Below are 17,281 nucleotides of genomic sequence, written 5' to 3'. Positions count from 1 at the left end.
TTAAAACAACAAACAACACAACACATAAAAACAACAGAGTAAGGCACTCAGCATTTTTTTTAACGATTTTGAGAGTGACCGTTCTCGTTAGAAAACAAGTATCGAGTAAAACTCGCTTACCGTAATTACTACGTATCAAAACGCAGACCAAATAGCTTCAAGAAAACAATTTCATAAACAAAATACAATAAAAGGAGCACATGAAAATGAATATTTCTCAACAAGTTGCATTTGTCACTGGCGCGAACCGAGGTTTTGGTCGCCATCTTGCCCTTGAACTTCTATCCAGAGGGGCTAAGGTGTATGCCGGAGCAAGAAATCCGCAGTCCATTGACATTCCCGGTGCAATTCCTGTAAAGCTTGATATTACGAACCCTCAAGAGGTAGCGGCAGCTGCTATGGCCGCTCAAGATGTTACGCTTCTGATCAACAATGCAGGCTCGGCTACAGGAGCTACTTTGCTTGACGGTGATCTCGATCAAATACAGTTGGAATTTAATACGCACTTCTTTGGCACATTATCCATGATTCGCAATTTCGCACCTATTCTTATTAATAATGGTGGGGGATCCATACTGAATATCCTTTCCGCATTATCATGGTTCAGTAGTGGCGGGAGTGAAGGCGCTTATTCGGCTGCAAAGGCGGCTGCGTGGGCAATGACGAACGAGTTGCGCTTAAATCTGTATCCTCAAAATGTAAGAGTAGCTGGCTTGCATGTGGGCTTTATGGATACAGACATGACGTCAGGCGTTAAAGCTCCGAAGTCCAACCCTGCTGATATTGCAAAAATTGCAATTGATGGAATAGAGTCCGATAGCTTTGAAATTCTTGCTGATGAACCGAGCCGTCAACTCCAGCGTGCTCTCGCTGGCGGTGTAGCTGCTATTTACCCACAGCTTAAATGATGAGCAAAACTGTACTAATTACCGGAGCGTCGGGCGGAATTGGAAAAGAGCTGGCGGATCGTTTCGCCAAAGACGGATACGATTTGGTGCTGGTCGCACGCAGCGAGGACAAGCTCGTGGATCTCGCGGGGGGAATATCGGAAGAAGTACCGTGTCCAAACGACATACATCGCCAAAGATGTTGCATTACCTGGCGTGGCAGAGGAAATCTACAGGGAGCTTAAAGAAAAAGGGATCACCGTCGACTTTCTTGTTAATAATGCGGGCTTCGGCTTGTACGGGGAATTCTTGGAGACACAGTTGGAGCAAGAGATGAATATGATCGACATTAATATCAAGGCTCTGACTGTAATGACTAAGGTGTTCTTACCGGATATGGTCAAAAGGCAGCAAGGGGGCGTGCTGAATGTGGCTTCGTTGGTGGCTTTTTTTCCTGGACCACTGATGGCAGTTTACTATGCGACAAAAGCGTACGTACTATCGTTCACTGAGGCTTTGGAGAATGCGCTGCGCGGCACAGGCGTGACTGTGTCCGCACTCTGTCCGGGAGCGACAGCGACTGGCTTTGTCGATCGTGCTGGGCTAGCCACCTCAAATCTGTTTAGAAGCGGCGTCATGGAGGTTGGGTAGGTAGCTGACATAGGATATCGCAAATTCTTGCGGGGCAAGACTTTAATCATAACAGGGGGGCGCAACAAGTTCATGGCGTTCTTGCCGCGGTTGCTGCCTCGCAAGCTCATGACAAATGCGGTCAGATCCGCACAGGCTAAAGTGGAGCGATAATCGAAAGACATTGGAGTTAATAAACTCAATTCAAAGAGGGGGTTTTAAAATGGAAAAACTGTGAAGCAAAACGAAAATTGGCAACCTGGAATTACCTCATCGGTTAGCGATGGCACCAATGACACGTAGTAGAGCGCAAGAGGATGGTACGCCGGGAGAGCTAACTTCCTATTATTATGCTCAAAGAGCATCGATGGGTTTAATTATTACTGAAGGCACACAACCTTCTGATGATGGTCAAGGTTACTTAAGGTCACCGGGCATCTATACGGAAAAGCATATTGAAGGTTGGAAAAAGGTTACGGATGCGGTACATGAAGAAGGTGGATTTATATTTATCCAATTAATGCATGTCGGTCGTGTTTCGCACCCCGACAATACACCACATCATCGTCAACCCGTTGCACCATCTGCGATCGCACCCGGTGTAGAAATGTTTACGGCTAAAGGGATGCAGGAAATACCCGTTCCAAGAGAGTTAAGTGAAGAAAATATCCAGACGACAATTGCAGACTTCCGGAAAGCAGCAGCGGCAGCTATTAAAGCAGGAGCCGACGGCGTTGAAATTCATGGAGCAAATGGTTATCTGATTAATCAATTTATTGGGGAGAATTCTAATATACGATCGGATAAATACGGTGGATCGATAGAGAACCGTGCTCGCTTTGCAATTGAAGTAACGAAAGCAATCGTTGAAGAAATTGGAGCAGAACGAACAGGCTTTCGTATTTCGCCGGGAACACCTCTTAACGGAATTGATGAGGGCGAACACGGTCTTGAAGTTTATCTTCACCTTGTAAAAGAATTAGCTCAATATAATTTAGCTTACCTCCATGTTATGCATTTAGGGAACGAAACACTGCTCCGTGAAATTCGCAACATCTGGCCAAATCCATTATTAGTCAATAGAGCTGGACGGGCTCTAGAAGATCTTAGTGTAGATATTGATAATGGCCTTGCTGATATGGCGCCAGTCGGGGTATGGTCATTAGCTAATCCGGACTTAGTTGAACGTCTTAAAGAAGGCTTTCCTTTGAATGAAGCAGATCGTAAAACATTGTACTCTGGTAACGGAAGCGAGGGTTACACAGATTATCCTACGATGAAAGAACTTCAACTCAACATCAGTAAAGAATAACATGGATATTGCTTTATGATGGCGTACAAGTTAAAGTACGCCATCAATTTTTCCAATAAACGAATGTGGAATTAAGATAAATGAGAAAAGGGAAGATGAAGAATTGAAAGCTGCGCAAATGCAAAAATATTCAAAACAAATCCAATTAGGAATAAACAATATAAAAATACCGGAAATCAATAAACATGAGGTTCTTATCAAAGTAAAAGCTGCAGGTGTAAATCCCTTAGACATTCTTATTTTAAATGGTAGTATTCGCATGATTGCCGATTATGACTTCCCTTTAACTTTAGGAAACGAACTATCCGGCGTTATTGAGGCTGTTGGAAAAGATGTTGTGAAATTCAAGGTTGGAGATCCCGTTTATACGAGGCTGCCAATAAATAAAATCGGAGCTTTTGCTGAGTATGCGGCAGTCCATGAGGATGCGATTTCCGTTATGCCTAAAAATCTTTCTTTTATTGAGGCCGCCGCGGTACCCCTCACGGCTTTGACTGCATATCAAGCCTTGCATGATGTACTTCATGTTCAACCCGATAAAAAACTATTTATTTCTGGAGGAACCGGCGGCTTTGGTACGATGGCTATCCCGATTGCCAAATCGATGGGGTTATATGTGATTACGAGCGGCAGTGAAAGAGGGAGATCACGAACACTGTCCATCGGCGCTGATCAATTCATTAACTATAAAGAGGAAAATTATTTTGATTTGCTATCTAATATCGATTATGTTATCGATACATTGGGGGCAAAAGAAATTAAAACGGAACTTGCTATTCTCAAACCCCAAGGGAAATTGGTATCATTGAAGGCTTTACCCAATTACCGCTTTGCTGCTGAAAATAACTTTCCAATATGGAAAAAGCTATTGTTTGGTTTAGTAGGTGCTCGTTTAGATCGATTAGCAGTTAAACAGGATAAAGAATATCGCTTCTTATTCGTGTCCGCTAATGGCAGGCAATTACAAAAACTGACGAAACTAGTTGAGGATGAAGATATTAAGCCTGCTATAGATTCAGTTTATAATTTTGATGACATTAACATGGCTTTAAATAAAGTTTCTACTGGCCACTCCGAAGGAAAAGTGATAGTAACCTTCTAAGGAGAGGATATATGAATTTTGGAAATACGCTCGAAAGGTGTCTTGGCATAACACCACATTCACGCTTCGTAGCATTTGGCTGATTACGCTAAAGGAGAACGTTAGTTTAATAAAACAGCAGTAGTCTAAGACTGCCGCTGTCTTTTTTGTTGGCGCCAGTCTAATACTTATTTTATGGGATCTGTCGGTTTTTAAAATTCAAAAGCCGCTTGGAGCAGCAAAACTTTATTTTCTTCTGACACTTTTTTCTTTGACAAAAGTATACTTATCCTATAGGATTAAAAATACAAAACTGACTGACTGATCAATCGGGAGGAGGAAACCTATGCAGCCACGGAAGGCGAAGCAGTCCGAGACCGTCTCAAATGACCAACCTGCTGAGCACGCGGGAGAAGAAACAGACCGCAGAACACAGCTTCTTCACATTGCATTGAAGCGGTTCGCCGAGCAGGGTTACCATCAAACGAAGATTTCAGATATCGTGGTAGAGGCGGGAGTAGCCCAAGGCACGTTTTATTGGCATTTTAAAAGCAAAGAGGCACTGGCGCTGGAGATTATCGCTACCGGTCGTGAACAGCTACTGTCAGCGATTGGACAGGGATATCGCCGTGATGCGGGAACGCTGGCTGATATGGTTAAGGCATCGGAGGCGCTGTTTGTTCGGTTATTTGATTTTGCATTGGAGAACCGCTATCTGATGGGTTTGCTACTGATCGGCAGTGGTGTCGATGAACCGGTGCGCCAGAGTATCCGAGAGACAAGGGCCGCGATGGAGCTGGCATTCCGACGCAATATGGAAAGAGCGATCGAGCTGAACATGTTGCCTGCTGAATTGGATGTCGAATTAAGGGCGGCACTACTCATGAGTATGATCGAAGGTGTCATTACACGCTGGCTATTCGGTTCAGAGGGAACATATGACCACATCACGCAGATAACTGCTAAAAGATTGGCAGCAGAGGCGGCTAATTTTGAGTTTTATGGACTATTAGGTCAAAGCTAGAGGGTCAACATCGCATGAATGGGTAGTTGGCAACAAATAATATAGCCAAATCACATATATGAACTCAATCATTTACATCCAGACAGGAGAGAAGGATACATGAAAACACGTAAAAAAGGGTTCTTGGTAACTACACTCATGGCTGTGGCATTGTTCAGCCTTGTGCTGAGCGCTTGCGGTACTAAGCCAGAAGCTTCTAATACTAGCAATGGAGCGGGTAGCAGTAATGTGGCAGCGAGTAACCAGCTCGAAGCAATCAAGAAGGCTGGTGTAATTAAGGTAGGCATGATGGGCACCTATCCGCCGTACAATTTCTTGAACGATAACAAGGAATTGGACGGATTTGATGTGGATATCGCCAAAGAATTGGCGAAGCGGATTGGAGTGAAACCGGAGTTCACGGCACAAGAATTCTCGGGACTGGTTCCAAGTTTGCAAAAGAAAAAATTCGATGCAGTGATTAGCCAAGTGACGATCACAGAGGATCGTAAGAAGGCCATTGACTTCACTGAGCCTTATATCACAAACAATGTAAACATTATCGTAAACAGCAAAACAAATGATATTACCAAGCTAGAGGACTTTAAAGGCAAAACCATTGGTGTCGGCTTGGGAACGAATGATGAATCTTATCTGCGGAATGAAGTACTGCCGAAGGTAGGTGATTTTGAGATTAAAACGTATGATGATGTCATTACTTCCTTAAAGGATCTAAACTCTGGTCGTATTGACGCAACAATCAACAATCTGTATGCTCTCAAGCCTATTATCGATAAAAACGGGTTCAAAATTAAAGCCGTAGGCGAGCCGATTAAATCGGATCAAGCGGGTGTAGCCATTAACCAGAAAACTCCTGAGCTCAAAGAAGCCTTGAACAAGGCTTTGAAGGAAATGAAGGAAGACGGCACTTACAAAACAATTTTCAAAAAATGGTTTGGCGAGGAGCCAAAAGAATAACGTAAGCCTGTTAGAGGCGTCTGGCTCCAGTCTTGGCTTTTATGCTGACATGGGGCCACTCGTCTGAAAGAAGGGAATATAACCGATGCTTGAATTAATGTGGGAGAACGTCCCTTTTTTATTAAAGGGTGCTTATTATACGCTATATATTACGATTGTCTCTATGTTTTTTGGCCTAATCATTGGTTTGGTTGTTGCTGTGGCCCGGTTGAAGGGGAATCGACCCGTTCGATGGCTGGCGCGCATGTATGTATCGATCATTCGGGGGACGCCGGTTTTGGTGCAGATTGCGGTCATTTATTATGGACTGGATGATTATGGAATATCATTCGGATCGCTGACAGCTGCTTGTCTGGCACTTAGCATTAATACAGGGGCGTACTTATCGGAGACGTTCCGTGGAGCTATTTTAGCCGTACCCCAGGGACAGACCGAGGCAGCTTATGCAACGGGAATGTCGCCCGGTCAAACGATGTGGCGTATTATTCTTCCTCAGGCGGTACGGATCGCAATTGCACCGATGGGGAATACATTTGTAGGTATGCTTAAAGAAACGTCGCTGGTGTCGTTTATCGGGGTCAGTGAATTGATGCGGCAGGCACAGCTTTTACAGGCGCAGTATTTGCTTTACATGCCGTTTCTGCTCGAAATTGGCCTGATGTACTGGATTATGAGCATTGGATTCTCCGCTATACTGGAGCGGGTGGAAAAGCGTCTGGCTCGAGCTTATTAAGGTGGAGATGATAGATGATGATAACAACTAACGGATTAGGTAAACGATTCGGACAGGTAGAGGTTCTGAAAAGCATTGATTTTCAGGTTGCCGCTCGTGAAATCGTCGTATTACTCGGCCCGAGCGGTTCAGGTAAAAGTACCTTGCTGCGCTGCCTGAACGGTCTGGAAGAGCTCTCTTCCGGCAAGTTTGAGGTGAATGGGATTGAGGTCGATGCTACGGCTCCCGTTCGTGTCCGCCAAGCAGCCATTCGTGAGATTCGCAAACAGACAGGGATGTTGTTCCAGCAATTCAATCTGTATCCGCACAAAACCGCAATCGGCAATGTCATTGAAGGACTGCTGACAGTAAAAAAAATGCCGCGCGACAAGGCTATGTCCATCGGACAACGGTTGTTGGAGCGGGTGGGGTTATCGGACAAGCAGGATGTACATCCTTCACGTCTGTCCGGTGGACAACAGCAACGAGTAGCCATTGCGCGTGCGCTGGCGATGGACCCGGCGATTATGCTGTTCGACGAGCCGACATCGGCGCTTGATCCCGAGCTGGTAGGGGAAGTGCTGGGTGTTATGCGAGAGTTGGCTCAAGACGGAATGACGATGGTCGTCGTTACTCATGAGATGAAATTTGCTCGCGAGGTGGCGGACAAGGTCGTATTTATGGCAGATGGTATCATTTTGGAGGAGGCAGCGCCACAGGCGTTTTTTGACACTCCCCAGCATGAGAGAACACAGAAATTTTTACGCCAAATCAGTGAATTTTAAAGTTAAGATCGAGGATGAATCATAGATTATTAAGAGGGAAAGAAGGCCTTTGAACATGAAAGTATCTACAACTTGGCACGGCAAACGCGCGTTTACTTCGGAGGGTCCATCCGGTTATTCCGTTGGGATGGATGCTACGGCGGCTTATGGCGGTGATGGTAAAGGGATGACACCCATGGAACTGCTGTTGGCGGGTCTGGCGGGATGTATGGGCATTGATATTACGATGATTTTGGATCGTTTCTTGTCGGACATTACTCGCATTGATATTGACGCAGAAGGTACGCGCAAGGAAGAAATGCCGACAGGCTTTACAGCGATTGATCTGACATTCTACGTAGATGGCGATATTCCGGATTACCGCGTATGGAAAGCGATTCAGATGGGTAAGGAAAAATATTGTGCAGTATCCGATTCCTTAAAAGCGGAAATTCGGATGCACCTCATATTGAATGGAACCGAAGTATCCTATCCAGCATAAGGGTCGAAGGGTAGTGAAAGAGAGTCAGCCTGTGTTATATACAGGAGGCTCTCTTTTTTATGTTATTTGAAAATATGACACGTAATGAAACTTTTTGTACTGTGTTTTCGTTTAAAATAGAAATTGAAATATAAAAATGGGAAAATAAACCTGTGTGTGAAGTGCATACGGGGGGAGGTAATAGTGAAACGAAAGCGCCTTATTTTGGTAGCAACTAGTTTGGCTACAGTGCTCATCGTTATGGGTGTAGCGGCAGGCTTACTATCTTTCATGCAGAATCAAGTGGCTAATCCCCCGAATACCGTCCGGCCCACAACTGCGATTGCAGCTGACGTTAAGGAAGAAACGAAGGAACAGGATGCTGCCCGCCGTTTACTTCATTTTGTGGAGGCGAATGCAGAAAAAGTTTCGATTACGATTCTGAGAGATGGAAAAAAGCTGGCAGGTCAAGAGGAAAACCGGATGATGCCTTTGGCGAGCACCGTCAAAACAATCATTGCGATCGAATATGCCAAGCAAGCGGTGGTGGGTAAGATTAACCCGGACGGGAGAGTGAAGCTGATTTCGCTGGAAAGGTTTTATTTGCCGGGTTTGGATGGGGGTGCTCATACGGCGTGGCTACAGAATATGGAGGCTAAAGGGCGGATACAGAATGAAACTGTATCTGTACGAGACGTCGCCAAGGGGATGATTCAATTCAGTTCCAACGCCAATGCGGAGTATTTAATGGACAAACTGGGGGTGGATGCGATCAATCGGACGAGAGCCAAAATGGGGCTGCAAAATCATGATCCCATTTATCCGTTTGTATCCTCCATTTTGATTCCCTACGAATGGATGAAGGAGAGACAAGGTGAGAATTGGAATAATACAAAGAATAATATTTCTGCCAAAGAAGCCATTCAGGCGATGTCTGATACGGAATTTCGCCGATATGCCCGCGTGATTCATAACAAGCTGCGCCGTGATGTGAGTGGTTCTTACAAGAGAAACGCAGATATTACGACTTGGTATGATCAGGATTATGATCGTATCAATACGGATCGCTTTATAGCATCAACGACAGCCGAGTATGCCTCTTTAATGAGTAAGCTGAATCGTCGTCAAGGGTTCACAAAAGCTGAGCAAAAGTTATTGTCCGAGGTCTTGGAGGAACCATTTATGGTTCTTCCTGAAAACCAGCAATCCCTTAAACATACTGGGCAAAAAGGTGGCTCCACGGCTTATGTTTTGACACTGGCCATGTATGCGACAGATAAGGAAGGGCATACGACAGAGCTAGCTGTCTTTTTTAACGATTTGGACCCAAGCACAAATGCCAGCTTTCCCGAAATGATAAATGATTTTAAAAAGAGGCTACTGCATGATGAATCGTTTAGAAAAGAAGTTAATCGGCGTATCGGTGTACAGGTAGCGCTGCTAAACGCTAGGGTATAGTACTGCGTTTAGCTGCGCTGCGCAACTTCTTATCCTCATCCTATCCGCTGTCTTTTTGTTTGCGTTCCCGAAGCAATAGATACAAAAAATATGGCGCGCCAATGACGGCTGTCACGATGCCAGCGGGAATTTCGAGCGGCGGCTTCAGACCTCGTCCCAGCGCGTCAGCAAGGACGAGAATCAGGGCGCCGATCATCGCCGAACCGGGCAATAGATAGCGGTGGCGATTGCCAAATAACCGCCGTGCCAGATGCGGTGCCAGCAGTCCAATAAATCCGATGGAGCCGATGGCAGCGACACAGGAGGCAGCCAAGGCGACTGACACGGCTAGCAGTCCTGTACGCACACGCTTCACGCTAAGTCCCAGCCCAGCAGAGCTTTCCTCATCTAGGCTCATAATGTCCAGCTTGCGCTGTAGGGTATAGGCGAGAGGCAGCAACACGATTAACCACGGCAGTAGCCCATACACTTCGTCCCAGCCTTTGCCCCACAGACTTCCAGCTAGCCAAGTGAGCGTGTCGCTGGCTTCGAGTGGATACTTGACCAGTATATAATCGGTCGCAGCCTGAAAAATAGCGCCCACCGCCAGTCCGGTCAAGGCTAGCATATTGGGACGCATGCCTCCCTTCATCGAAAGCTGTACGAGCAACAGTGCAGCTAGCCCAGCCCCGACAAAGGCGGCTACAGGCAGCAGTGCCACTGGGGATGAGGGCAGCAGCACGATGACGAGAACCGCCGCAAAGCCGCCCCCCTTGGATACACCTACCACATCTGGCGAGGCTAGCGGGTTGCGGATCATGCCTTGCAGCAGAACACCGGCTACTGCCAGCCCAGCTCCGGCCATGATGGCCAGCAGACCGCGTGGCAGCCGATAATGATGAACGATGAACCAGGAAGAGGCACTCCGGTCCGTCAGAGCCTTGATCAGCTCAGAGGGCGTAATGTAGGTGCTGCCCACGCCTATAGCTATAAAAGCAACACCCAGCATGAGCGCGAGTAAAATCCACAGTTTTTTCATCGTGAAGCCCTCCCGTTCTTATGCGCCAGATATAAAAAGAAGGGCGCACCCACCAGCGCGGTTACAATGCCAACGGGTGATTCATAAGGAAATGCAATAAATCGTCCAAGCACGTCCGCATAGGTCAGCAGCAGAGCTCCGCAGATTGCAGACAGGGGAATGACCCGTTTGTAATTGTCGCCTGTAAACATCTTGATGATATTCGGTACCATCAAGCCCACAAAGCCGATGGAACCGGCTACCGCTATGGCAGAGCCTGCCAGCATAATCACTGAGGCCGAGGCCAGTAGACGGACAAGACGTACGTTTTGTCCCAATCCCTGTGCGACCTCCGTCCCGAGGCTCAGCACAGATAGCGAGGGGGCCAGCGCTAGCGCAAGAATCATACCCACGGCGAACCATGGTAGCACCAGACGCGTGTCGGCCCAAGTGGACCCGTCGATGGCTCCGGCGAGCCAATATAGCACATCGGATATTTGCTCGTTGAACACGAGCAGTCCCTGGGTGATGGAGGCCAGCAGCAGATGCACGGCCATCCCGGCAAGGGCCAGCTTGACCGGCGTCATGCCCGCCGTTCCGGCCAGCGCATATACGAAGGAACCGCCTGCGATGGCCCCGGCAAAAGCAAAATAAATGCTGCCGGACGATCCGATATTCGGCAGCAGCACGACGGACAGCACGACAGCCAGCGAAGCGCCTGAGCTGACCCCGAATACCTGCGGCGAAGCCAGCGGGTTGCGTGTGATGGCTTGCATCAGAGCTCCAGCCACGGCAAGCCCGGCCCCGACGATTAGGCCAATAACGGCACGCGGTAGGCGTACCGTCAAGACAATGAGCTGATCCTTAGACGGATGCTCAGTGAACAGCGCAGTCAGCATGGTGGGGATGTCCATCCTGACTGGGCCAATCGCCACGCTGAGCAGCAGTCCAGCCAGCAACGCAGCGATAAGTGCAAAGAAGACCGGCTTATTCAGCCGGTCGCGTGAGGCTTGTCCGATCAACGGGAGCCGTCTCCTTTACTTTGCGCGGGATACAGAAGCGAAATGGCTTGCTCCAGTATTTTTTCGGCTGAGCCGAGCCCACGGTACCGGGTCCACAGTGCCCGGTTTACTTCGTAAACTTCCCCTTTTTTGACGGCCGTAATGTTTTGCCAAAGCGGGTTTTGCTTCCATTCCGCAATCAGCTTCTCATCGGCTTCCACCAAAAAGATCACATCAGGATCCGCTTGTGAAATTTGCTCCAGCGTCAGCTTGACGGTAGGCTCGCTTGTATTTTGAAGGGCATTGTGGATACCCGCTTGCTCCAGTAGTTGTCCATCAAAGGATGAAGCGCCGTGAGCCGATAGTGAATCAGAACGGAATACCCCTAGCAATACGCTGCGTGGCTCACCAGCTTTGATGCCTTCTTTCAACTTTTCCATTGTAGCTTTATGCGTAGCGAGAATTTGCTCGCCTTTTTCCTTCTCACCCAACGCATCGGCGATGACACCGAAGGATGCCAAGTTTTGTTCATAGGAGGAATTGCGGCTCTTTAGAACAATGGTCGGAGCAATCTCACTAAGTTCTTTGTATATGCTTTTATGACGATTCAGATCAGCAATAATCAAATCCGGCTTCAAGGAGCTGATCGTTTCCAGGTTTGGCTGTTTGCGTGTTCCTACTGGTGTGAAGTCGATTTTCTTGCCGAGCAGCCCATCAATATCATCGTCATTTTCCTGAGCTATACCGACAGGAGTTACGCCCAGTTGGGTTGTGGCATCGACAAAAGAGAATTCCAGGGTTACGATTCTTTTGGGTGTACCTGTAACTTTGGTTTCTCCCATCTCATGTTTAATCATTCGAGTGTCGCCTGTTGCTTGAGGTGCTACTGCGCTGTTATCTTGTGACTGGCTTCCACATCCCGCCATAATGACCGTCAGTAGTGCCAGGATCGCTGCAAGCAGCATACCTGTGCGCAGTGGTTGTTTCGGTATTGCCATATGTTATCCCCCGTTCCAGTATGATTATCAGAGAAACTGATAATCATTATCAATCAACTAACTGTTGATCATTCTAGCAATCGGGAAGGAGGACGTAAATAATGTGGTTATTTAAACCGTTTTGATCGATTAAGTGAATTAAATTCAATAAAATTATGAATAGGAGGAGGGGAAGTACCAGGACATCAGAGTTGGACGGTTTATGCATCCCTCCGCTGTCGGCGATAGATACGCTCCGGTCTGCCGACGGTTCCGTACACCTGATCGTGGTGCGCGTCGCCACTTTCCACTAAATACTCCAGATACCTTCTGGCTGTAGAACGGCTCATACCCAGCTCGATTCCCACTGTACCTGTAGTCACCTCACCCCGTCGATTCAGGAGATCTAGCACTTTGTCGCAAGTTACTTTATCGATGCCTTTGGCCCATAGTTCTCCGACTCCGTTCCCCGCCATCCGACCGGTGCCCGCGCTTTGAAGTAAACTGTCAATTTCAGATTGCTCGACTGTGGATTGTTCCTCTTGCCATGTTGTGATTTGTCGCCGAAACCGGGCATATTCCTCCAAGGTCGCACGCAATCTCTCGAATATAAGCGGCTTTACGATAAAATCAAACACGCCTGCTCGAACGGCTTGTACCACTGTTTCAGCTTCTTTGGCGGCAGTCAGCATAATAACATCTGTACCCGGATAGTGTTGCTTGATGAACGATAGCAGGGTTAGACCATCCGTATCGGGGAAATAAACATCCAGCACGACTAGAGGAGGACGGAGCACGTCCAGTTGAAGTTTTGCCTCAAATTCGTTCGTCGCGATTGCACATACGGTGAACCCGTCCACCTTTTCAATAAATCGGCGGTTAATCTCCGCAATTCGCGGATCGTCTTCAATAATAAGAACCTCAATGTCCGATAAAACCCGCTCATTCATGGGCATAACCTCCTTTTGCATTATTACTCGTATCTGTTCTATGTAAAGGAATGTAAACCTCAAAAATACTTCCTCCACCAGGACGTTTGTGCACTTCTATAGAGCCGCCCATTCGTTCAGTGTACTCCAGCACGAGAGCAAGGCCATATCCATGTCCTGCTTCTGCTTTGGTCGAAGCTCCTCTGACAAACAACTTTTCTTGGATATCGTCCGAAATTCCCGATCCGTTATCCGCAACTTCGACGATGATGGCTTCAGCCGTTTCTTCAAGCCGGAACCAGACCTGTCCGTCAAAGATGGAGGACATCGCAACAGCTTCCATGGCATTGTCCAGCAGGTTTCCGGCTATGGAAGCGAGAAAGGACCACTCCAACGTAGGGGACTGGGTTGAGAATGCTCCTTTAATATCAGAATGGAGTAAAACCCCTTTTTCCAGCGCCTGTTTCTTCTTACCGATCAGTAGGCTGGCGATGATTGAATCGGGCAGGAGAGCTGTGGCAATCGGCCTGTGTACACGATATTCCTCTGATTCCTGGGTGATAAAGTCCACCGCTTCGTCATAACACTCCAACTGAATCAGGCCGGATATGAGATACAGCCGATTGGCGTATTCGTGTGTTTGTGATCGCAGTACTTCCGCGTAATCTTTGACCTCTGTCAACTGTTGTGTCATGTGGAGCAGTTCGGTCTTGTCACGCAGACTGGCAACCGTGCCCATGATGCGACCGGAACGATCCTGGATCGGCACACGGCTGACGACTACAATTCGCTGTTGGACCTCAATTTCCTCATTCCATATGTACTGTCCCTGATCTGGCCCCATCGTTGAATGCTCTACTGTGTAATCGGCAACAAGCATATCAACCAGTACATCCGGAACACCAGTCAAGTGACGAAGGTCGCATCCGTAGATAGAGGTTTCCGGCGGGAGTCCGATCAAGCGAGCTGCCTGTGGATTGGCAAGTGTGATTTGTCCGTTACTATTAACCGCGATAATCCCTTCGCCGATGGACTCAATAATGGCTTGCTTTTCCTGGTACAACCGTCCGATCTCCACTGGTTCCAGTCCATGCAGTGCGCGGCGTACCCGTTGCGCTATAATCAGGCTTCCCAATATGCCGATCATCAGCGCGCCCACCATTAACCAGAGCCATGCATATGTGTATGTACGAATATTTTGCTGCACATCTGTCATTAAAAAACCTACAGAGACGAGCCCGATGGCCTTACCTTGCGTATCATAAACGGCTGTTTTGGCGCGTATTGACGGTCCGAGAGAGCCCGTCGATTCAGTGATCAAGGACTGCCCTTGCAGTACCTTATCATTCATGGGGTCTATCATAGGCGTGCCGATGCGCTCCGGGTTTACATGCCACTGCCGGATGAGATGGCGATCAGCAATAGTAATAAAATCAGCGCCGCTGCTGGCTTGAACGGGCTTTATGGCCTCGTTGATACGCGAACGCAATTGCGTCGTCTCGGTCTGCTCCAGAGCGTCTCTGACCTGCGCATCTACGGCGAGGGTATTGGCGACGGTGAGCGCCCTTTTTCCGATTTCATCATATAGAGCGGAGGTGATCATATATCGAAAGGATAATCCCAACAGCCCGGTAACTACCAGTACTAAAAGGGATATAAATACCATTAGTTTTGTCTGAAAACGCACATGCCTTCACCGCCGTTAAACAAAATATAGGAGGAACGGATCAGTTGATCTCTCCCCCATACGATCTATTTTACTGTATTACAGAAACGCCCGCACTTTTATTCTTTCGAAAGAATGGTCTATAATAGAAATAGTTACATAATACGAGGAGGAACATAATATGATTATTATTCATGCCGATATGAAAGTTTTACCTGAAAAAAGAGAGACTTTTCTGCAACAAACCCAAGGGCTGATCAGCGCATCCCAAGCTGAAGAAGGCAATGTACGCTACACGTTAATGCAGGATCTGAATGATCCCAACGCATTTACGATGGTTGAAGAGTGGAAAGATGCTGCTGCTGTAGATTTCCATAATAATTCTGCCCATTTCCAGGCATTTGTTGCCGCGGCTAAAGAATTGTTGGCTGCTCCGCTTCAAGTGAATGCTTTTCAGGATGCAACTAAACTGTAATCATCCCGTTGGATAATTCATAATCAGGAACAGGAGGAATAGACATGGGGAACATTGCGGATACAACTGTACTGAATAACGGAGTTCAGATGCCTTGGCTCGGTTTTGGTACTTACAAGGCGGAAGGCAATGAGGTCTACGAAGCGGTCAAAACAGCTATTGAGGTCGGTTACCGTCACATTGATACAGCGGCGATCTACGGTAACGAGGAACTGGTTGGACAAGCCATTCGTGATAGTGGGACGTCTAGAGAAAATCTGTTTGTAACCACCAAACTATGGAATCAGGATCAGGGCTACGATTCAACACTGCGTGCCTTTGAGGAAAGCCGTAAGCGGCTGGGTCTGGATATCATTGATCTGTATCTCATTCATTGGCCTGGCAAGGATAAGTACAAGGAAACCTGGAAGGCATTCGAACGACTGTATGAAGAAGGAAGCGTACGCGCTATCGGAGTTAGTAACTTCCAAGTTCACCATCTCGAAGACCTCCTCAAAGACAGCAACATGGTTCCTGTCATCAACCAAGTGGAGCTTCACCCTCGTCTGACTCAACAAGAACTGCATCAATACTGCCGGGAGCACCAGATTCAGCTTGAATCGTGGAGTCCGCTGATGAAGGGGAAATTAACCGAGCAAGCGGACATCGTTGAGATTGCTGCCAAATACGGTAAAACCTCTTCGCAGGTTATTTTGCGTTGGCATCTGGATCGGGGGATTGTGACGATTCCCAAATCTGTAACCCCGCATCGTATTCGCGAAAATGCTGATTTATTCGACTTTGAATTGACGGCTGAGGATATTGAACGAATCAATGGTCTTCATCTTGATGAGCGTGTAGGCACGCATCCCGATAAGCTGCTGTTTTAAATAAATATTCACTTGTAAAAAGAACCTCCCATTCTGCGTTTATCGCGGTTTGGGAGGTTCCTTTTTAGGTTCAGGTGTAGCTTTGTTTAATTACTTGTTTAGCTTACGATACAACAAGTAAGAATAGAGTACAGGAGAGATAACGGATATGATCAGCACGGTAAGGAAAATGACTACTCCCGCCATTCCACCGACCCATGCCGCCACCAACGCTGAAGCACCGCCAAGCATCATCATAGGCCCACCGAAACGGTGCGTTTTACGCCATACCTCGGGATTAGACAGAGTCCACGGCGTGCGGATACCGAACGTATAGTTCGGCTGTACCTGAGTCATATAATTCCCCATCGCCATCAGCATCAGGCCTATTAACCCTAAAATTATAGCATTCATTTGCAGTCGTATATTCAGGTTATACAGCAGCATTCCCCATCCAGCTACAGCGAGAACTACAGAAACACCTGCACGCGTAACTTCATAGGCTTTTGAAAATTTCTCATAATTAGCTCTGTTGGGGTCCATGTGGCGAGCCAATCGAATGACCAGCGGGACTAGGCCCAACAACACGAGCATGATAATAGAACCACTTTTGCTCGTATACCCGTCTGCTGTATTGTTAAAGTTAATATGCGAGGCTAGAACATTGGGAAGTCGGTCGTACAGCAGTATAGCGCCTATGGCGGGTGATAAGGCAATCAAAGTTGTCAAAACATCCGTCAAGCTCCAAGGTGTTCGAAATTTCATTCAGATTCCTCCCCATTCTTAATATGATTCCTATTTTTTTTCGCAGGGGTATCGGAGTGGGCGATACTGAACATCCAACCGATCACATCCGCCACAACCGTTGTATGCAGGGTGTAGATAATGTTTTGCCCCTGTCGTTCATCCAGCACCAGCCCAGCCTGCTTCAGGATATTGAGATGGTGGGAGATGCTGGGTTTGCTAATTTGAAAATGTTCAGCTACTTCGCCTGCGCTCATGCTTTTTTCCTTTAAAAGCTGTAAGATTGTACGCCGGGTCGGATCAGCCAAAGCTTTAAAGGCATCGTTCAAAATACATTT

18 protein-coding genes and 1 pseudogene are annotated in these 17,281 nt (G+C 47.3%); 12 read left to right on the top strand and 7 right to left on the bottom strand.

Features of this window, described 5'->3' with window-relative positions:
- Nucleotides 1–206: 206 nt before the first annotated feature.
- The 10 genes and pseudogenes from MHB46_RS10185 (at nt 207) to MHB46_RS10140 (ending at nt 9,306) form a co-directional block, all read left to right on the top strand.
- On the top strand, nt 207–908 hold the full coding sequence (locus tag MHB46_RS10185; RefSeq protein WP_341162256.1) for an SDR family oxidoreductase: 702 nt from the start codon (nt 207–209) through the stop codon (nt 906–908).
- A pseudogene (locus MHB46_RS10180) lies at nt 905–1,691 on the top strand (SDR family NAD(P)-dependent oxidoreductase). Before MHB46_RS10185 ends, MHB46_RS10180 begins: the two are co-directional and overlap by 4 nt.
- A 76-nt stretch (nt 1,692–1,767) precedes the next feature.
- Nucleotides 1,768–2,829: an alkene reductase gene (locus tag MHB46_RS10175; RefSeq protein WP_341163723.1), complete on the top strand. Its 1,062-nt coding sequence runs from the start codon at nt 1,768–1,770 to the stop codon at nt 2,827–2,829.
- Nucleotides 2,830–2,932: 103 nt separating this feature from the next.
- Nucleotides 2,933–3,931, top strand: a complete 999-nt coding sequence (locus MHB46_RS10170) for an NADP-dependent oxidoreductase (RefSeq protein WP_341162255.1) — start codon at nt 2,933–2,935, stop codon at nt 3,929–3,931.
- Between the two features lie 325 nt (nt 3,932–4,256).
- Entirely contained in the window at nt 4,257–4,934 is a 678-nt protein-coding gene (locus MHB46_RS10165) for a TetR/AcrR family transcriptional regulator (RefSeq protein WP_061832076.1), read from the top strand.
- Between the two features lie 99 nt (nt 4,935–5,033).
- A complete protein-coding gene (locus MHB46_RS10160; RefSeq protein WP_341162254.1) occupies nt 5,034–5,891 on the top strand; it encodes a substrate-binding periplasmic protein in 858 nt (285 codons plus the stop codon).
- 85 nt (nt 5,892–5,976) lie between these two features.
- A complete protein-coding gene (locus MHB46_RS10155) occupies nt 5,977–6,624 on the top strand; it encodes an amino acid ABC transporter permease (protein WP_341162253.1) in 648 nt (215 codons plus the stop codon).
- A 14-nt stretch (nt 6,625–6,638) separates the two neighbouring features.
- A complete protein-coding gene (locus tag MHB46_RS10150) occupies nt 6,639–7,388 on the top strand; it encodes an amino acid ABC transporter ATP-binding protein (RefSeq protein WP_341162252.1) in 750 nt (249 codons plus the stop codon).
- A 55-nt stretch (nt 7,389–7,443) separates the two neighbouring features.
- Nucleotides 7,444–7,869 (top strand): OsmC family protein, encoded by a 426-nt coding sequence (locus MHB46_RS10145; RefSeq protein ID WP_341162251.1) that lies wholly within the window; start codon nt 7,444–7,446, stop codon nt 7,867–7,869.
- A 183-nt stretch (nt 7,870–8,052) separates the two neighbouring features.
- On the top strand, nt 8,053–9,306 hold the full coding sequence (locus MHB46_RS10140; RefSeq protein ID WP_341162250.1) for a serine hydrolase: 1,254 nt from the start codon (nt 8,053–8,055) through the stop codon (nt 9,304–9,306).
- Nucleotides 9,307–9,346: 40 nt separating this feature from the next.
- On the opposite strand, the gene MHB46_RS10135 is transcribed toward MHB46_RS10140, so the two are convergent.
- The 5 genes from MHB46_RS10135 to MHB46_RS10115 all read right to left on the bottom strand — a co-directional run bounded on the left by MHB46_RS10135 (nt 9,347) and on the right by MHB46_RS10115 (nt 14,897).
- Nucleotides 9,347–10,324, bottom strand: coding sequence for a FecCD family ABC transporter permease (locus tag MHB46_RS10135; protein WP_341162249.1), 978 nt, complete (start codon nt 10,322–10,324; stop codon nt 9,347–9,349).
- Entirely contained in the window at nt 10,321–11,325 is a 1,005-nt protein-coding gene (locus MHB46_RS10130; RefSeq protein WP_069012865.1) for a FecCD family ABC transporter permease, read from the bottom strand. Before MHB46_RS10130 ends, MHB46_RS10135 begins: the two co-directional genes overlap by 4 nt.
- On the bottom strand, nt 11,322–12,302 hold the full coding sequence (locus MHB46_RS10125) for an ABC transporter substrate-binding protein (RefSeq protein ID WP_069012866.1): 981 nt from the start codon (nt 12,300–12,302) through the stop codon (nt 11,322–11,324). Before MHB46_RS10125 ends, MHB46_RS10130 begins: the two co-directional genes overlap by 4 nt.
- Before the next feature lie 200 nt (nt 12,303–12,502).
- A complete protein-coding gene (locus MHB46_RS10120; RefSeq protein WP_023987065.1) occupies nt 12,503–13,231 on the bottom strand; it encodes a response regulator in 729 nt (242 codons plus the stop codon).
- Complete coding sequence (locus tag MHB46_RS10115; RefSeq protein ID WP_341162248.1) at nt 13,224–14,897, bottom strand: sensor histidine kinase; 1,674 nt, start codon at nt 14,895–14,897, stop codon at nt 13,224–13,226. Before MHB46_RS10115 ends, MHB46_RS10120 begins: the two co-directional genes overlap by 8 nt.
- A 160-nt stretch (nt 14,898–15,057) precedes the next feature.
- Here MHB46_RS10115 and MHB46_RS10110 point away from each other — a divergent pair, with 160 nt between their 5' ends.
- A complete protein-coding gene (locus MHB46_RS10110; RefSeq protein WP_013308817.1) occupies nt 15,058–15,351 on the top strand; it encodes a putative quinol monooxygenase in 294 nt (97 codons plus the stop codon).
- Nucleotides 15,352–15,395: 44 nt separating this feature from the next.
- The gene (locus tag MHB46_RS10105) at nt 15,396–16,220 is read left to right on the top strand and encodes an aldo/keto reductase (protein WP_235307288.1); all 825 of its coding nucleotides are present in this window, start codon (nt 15,396–15,398) and stop codon (nt 16,218–16,220) included.
- Between the two features lie 90 nt (nt 16,221–16,310).
- Here MHB46_RS10105 and MHB46_RS10100 read toward each other — a convergent pair whose 3' ends face one another.
- Nucleotides 16,311–16,964, bottom strand: a complete 654-nt coding sequence (locus MHB46_RS10100) for an SdpI family protein (RefSeq protein WP_069012871.1) — start codon at nt 16,962–16,964, stop codon at nt 16,311–16,313.
- On the bottom strand, nt 16,961–17,272 hold the full coding sequence (locus MHB46_RS10095) for an autorepressor SdpR family transcription factor (RefSeq protein WP_341162247.1): 312 nt from the start codon (nt 17,270–17,272) through the stop codon (nt 16,961–16,963). Before MHB46_RS10095 ends, MHB46_RS10100 begins: the two co-directional genes overlap by 4 nt.
- Nucleotides 17,273–17,281 lie beyond the last annotated feature (9 nt).

This window comes from Paenibacillus sp. FSL H7-0703 (assembly GCF_038003485.1).
In the GTDB taxonomy this organism is placed as follows: Bacteria; Bacillota; Bacilli; order Paenibacillales; family Paenibacillaceae; genus Paenibacillus; species Paenibacillus polymyxa_B.
Note: the sequence above shows the minus strand (reverse complement) of the source record. Positions and strands in the feature narration are given on the sequence as shown.

Excerpts from the sequence above, each read along its gene's own strand:
- MHB46_RS10105 (WP_235307288.1), top strand. The coding sequence starts at position 15,396 with ATGGGGAACATTGCGGATACAACTGTACTGAATAACGGAGTTCAGATG.
- MHB46_RS10100 (WP_069012871.1), bottom strand. The coding sequence starts at position 16,964 with ATGAAATTTCGAACACCTTGGAGCTTGACGGATGTTTTGACAACTTTG.
- MHB46_RS10120 (WP_023987065.1), bottom strand. The coding sequence starts at position 13,231 with ATGAATGAGCGGGTTTTATCGGACATTGAGGTTCTTATTATTGAAGAC.
- MHB46_RS10160 (WP_341162254.1), top strand. The coding sequence starts at position 5,034 with ATGAAAACACGTAAAAAAGGGTTCTTGGTAACTACACTCATGGCTGTG.
- MHB46_RS10165 (WP_061832076.1), top strand. The coding sequence starts at position 4,257 with ATGCAGCCACGGAAGGCGAAGCAGTCCGAGACCGTCTCAAATGACCAA.
- MHB46_RS10185 (WP_341162256.1), top strand. The coding sequence starts at position 207 with ATGAATATTTCTCAACAAGTTGCATTTGTCACTGGCGCGAACCGAGGT.
- MHB46_RS10150 (WP_341162252.1), top strand. The coding sequence starts at position 6,639 with ATGATGATAACAACTAACGGATTAGGTAAACGATTCGGACAGGTAGAG.
- MHB46_RS10145 (WP_341162251.1), top strand. The coding sequence starts at position 7,444 with ATGAAAGTATCTACAACTTGGCACGGCAAACGCGCGTTTACTTCGGAG.
- MHB46_RS10125 (WP_069012866.1), bottom strand. The coding sequence starts at position 12,302 with ATGGCAATACCGAAACAACCACTGCGCACAGGTATGCTGCTTGCAGCG.
- MHB46_RS10110 (WP_013308817.1), top strand. The coding sequence starts at position 15,058 with ATGATTATTATTCATGCCGATATGAAAGTTTTACCTGAAAAAAGAGAG.
- MHB46_RS10135 (WP_341162249.1), bottom strand. The coding sequence starts at position 10,324 with ATGAAAAAACTGTGGATTTTACTCGCGCTCATGCTGGGTGTTGCTTTT.
- MHB46_RS10155 (WP_341162253.1), top strand. The coding sequence starts at position 5,977 with ATGCTTGAATTAATGTGGGAGAACGTCCCTTTTTTATTAAAGGGTGCT.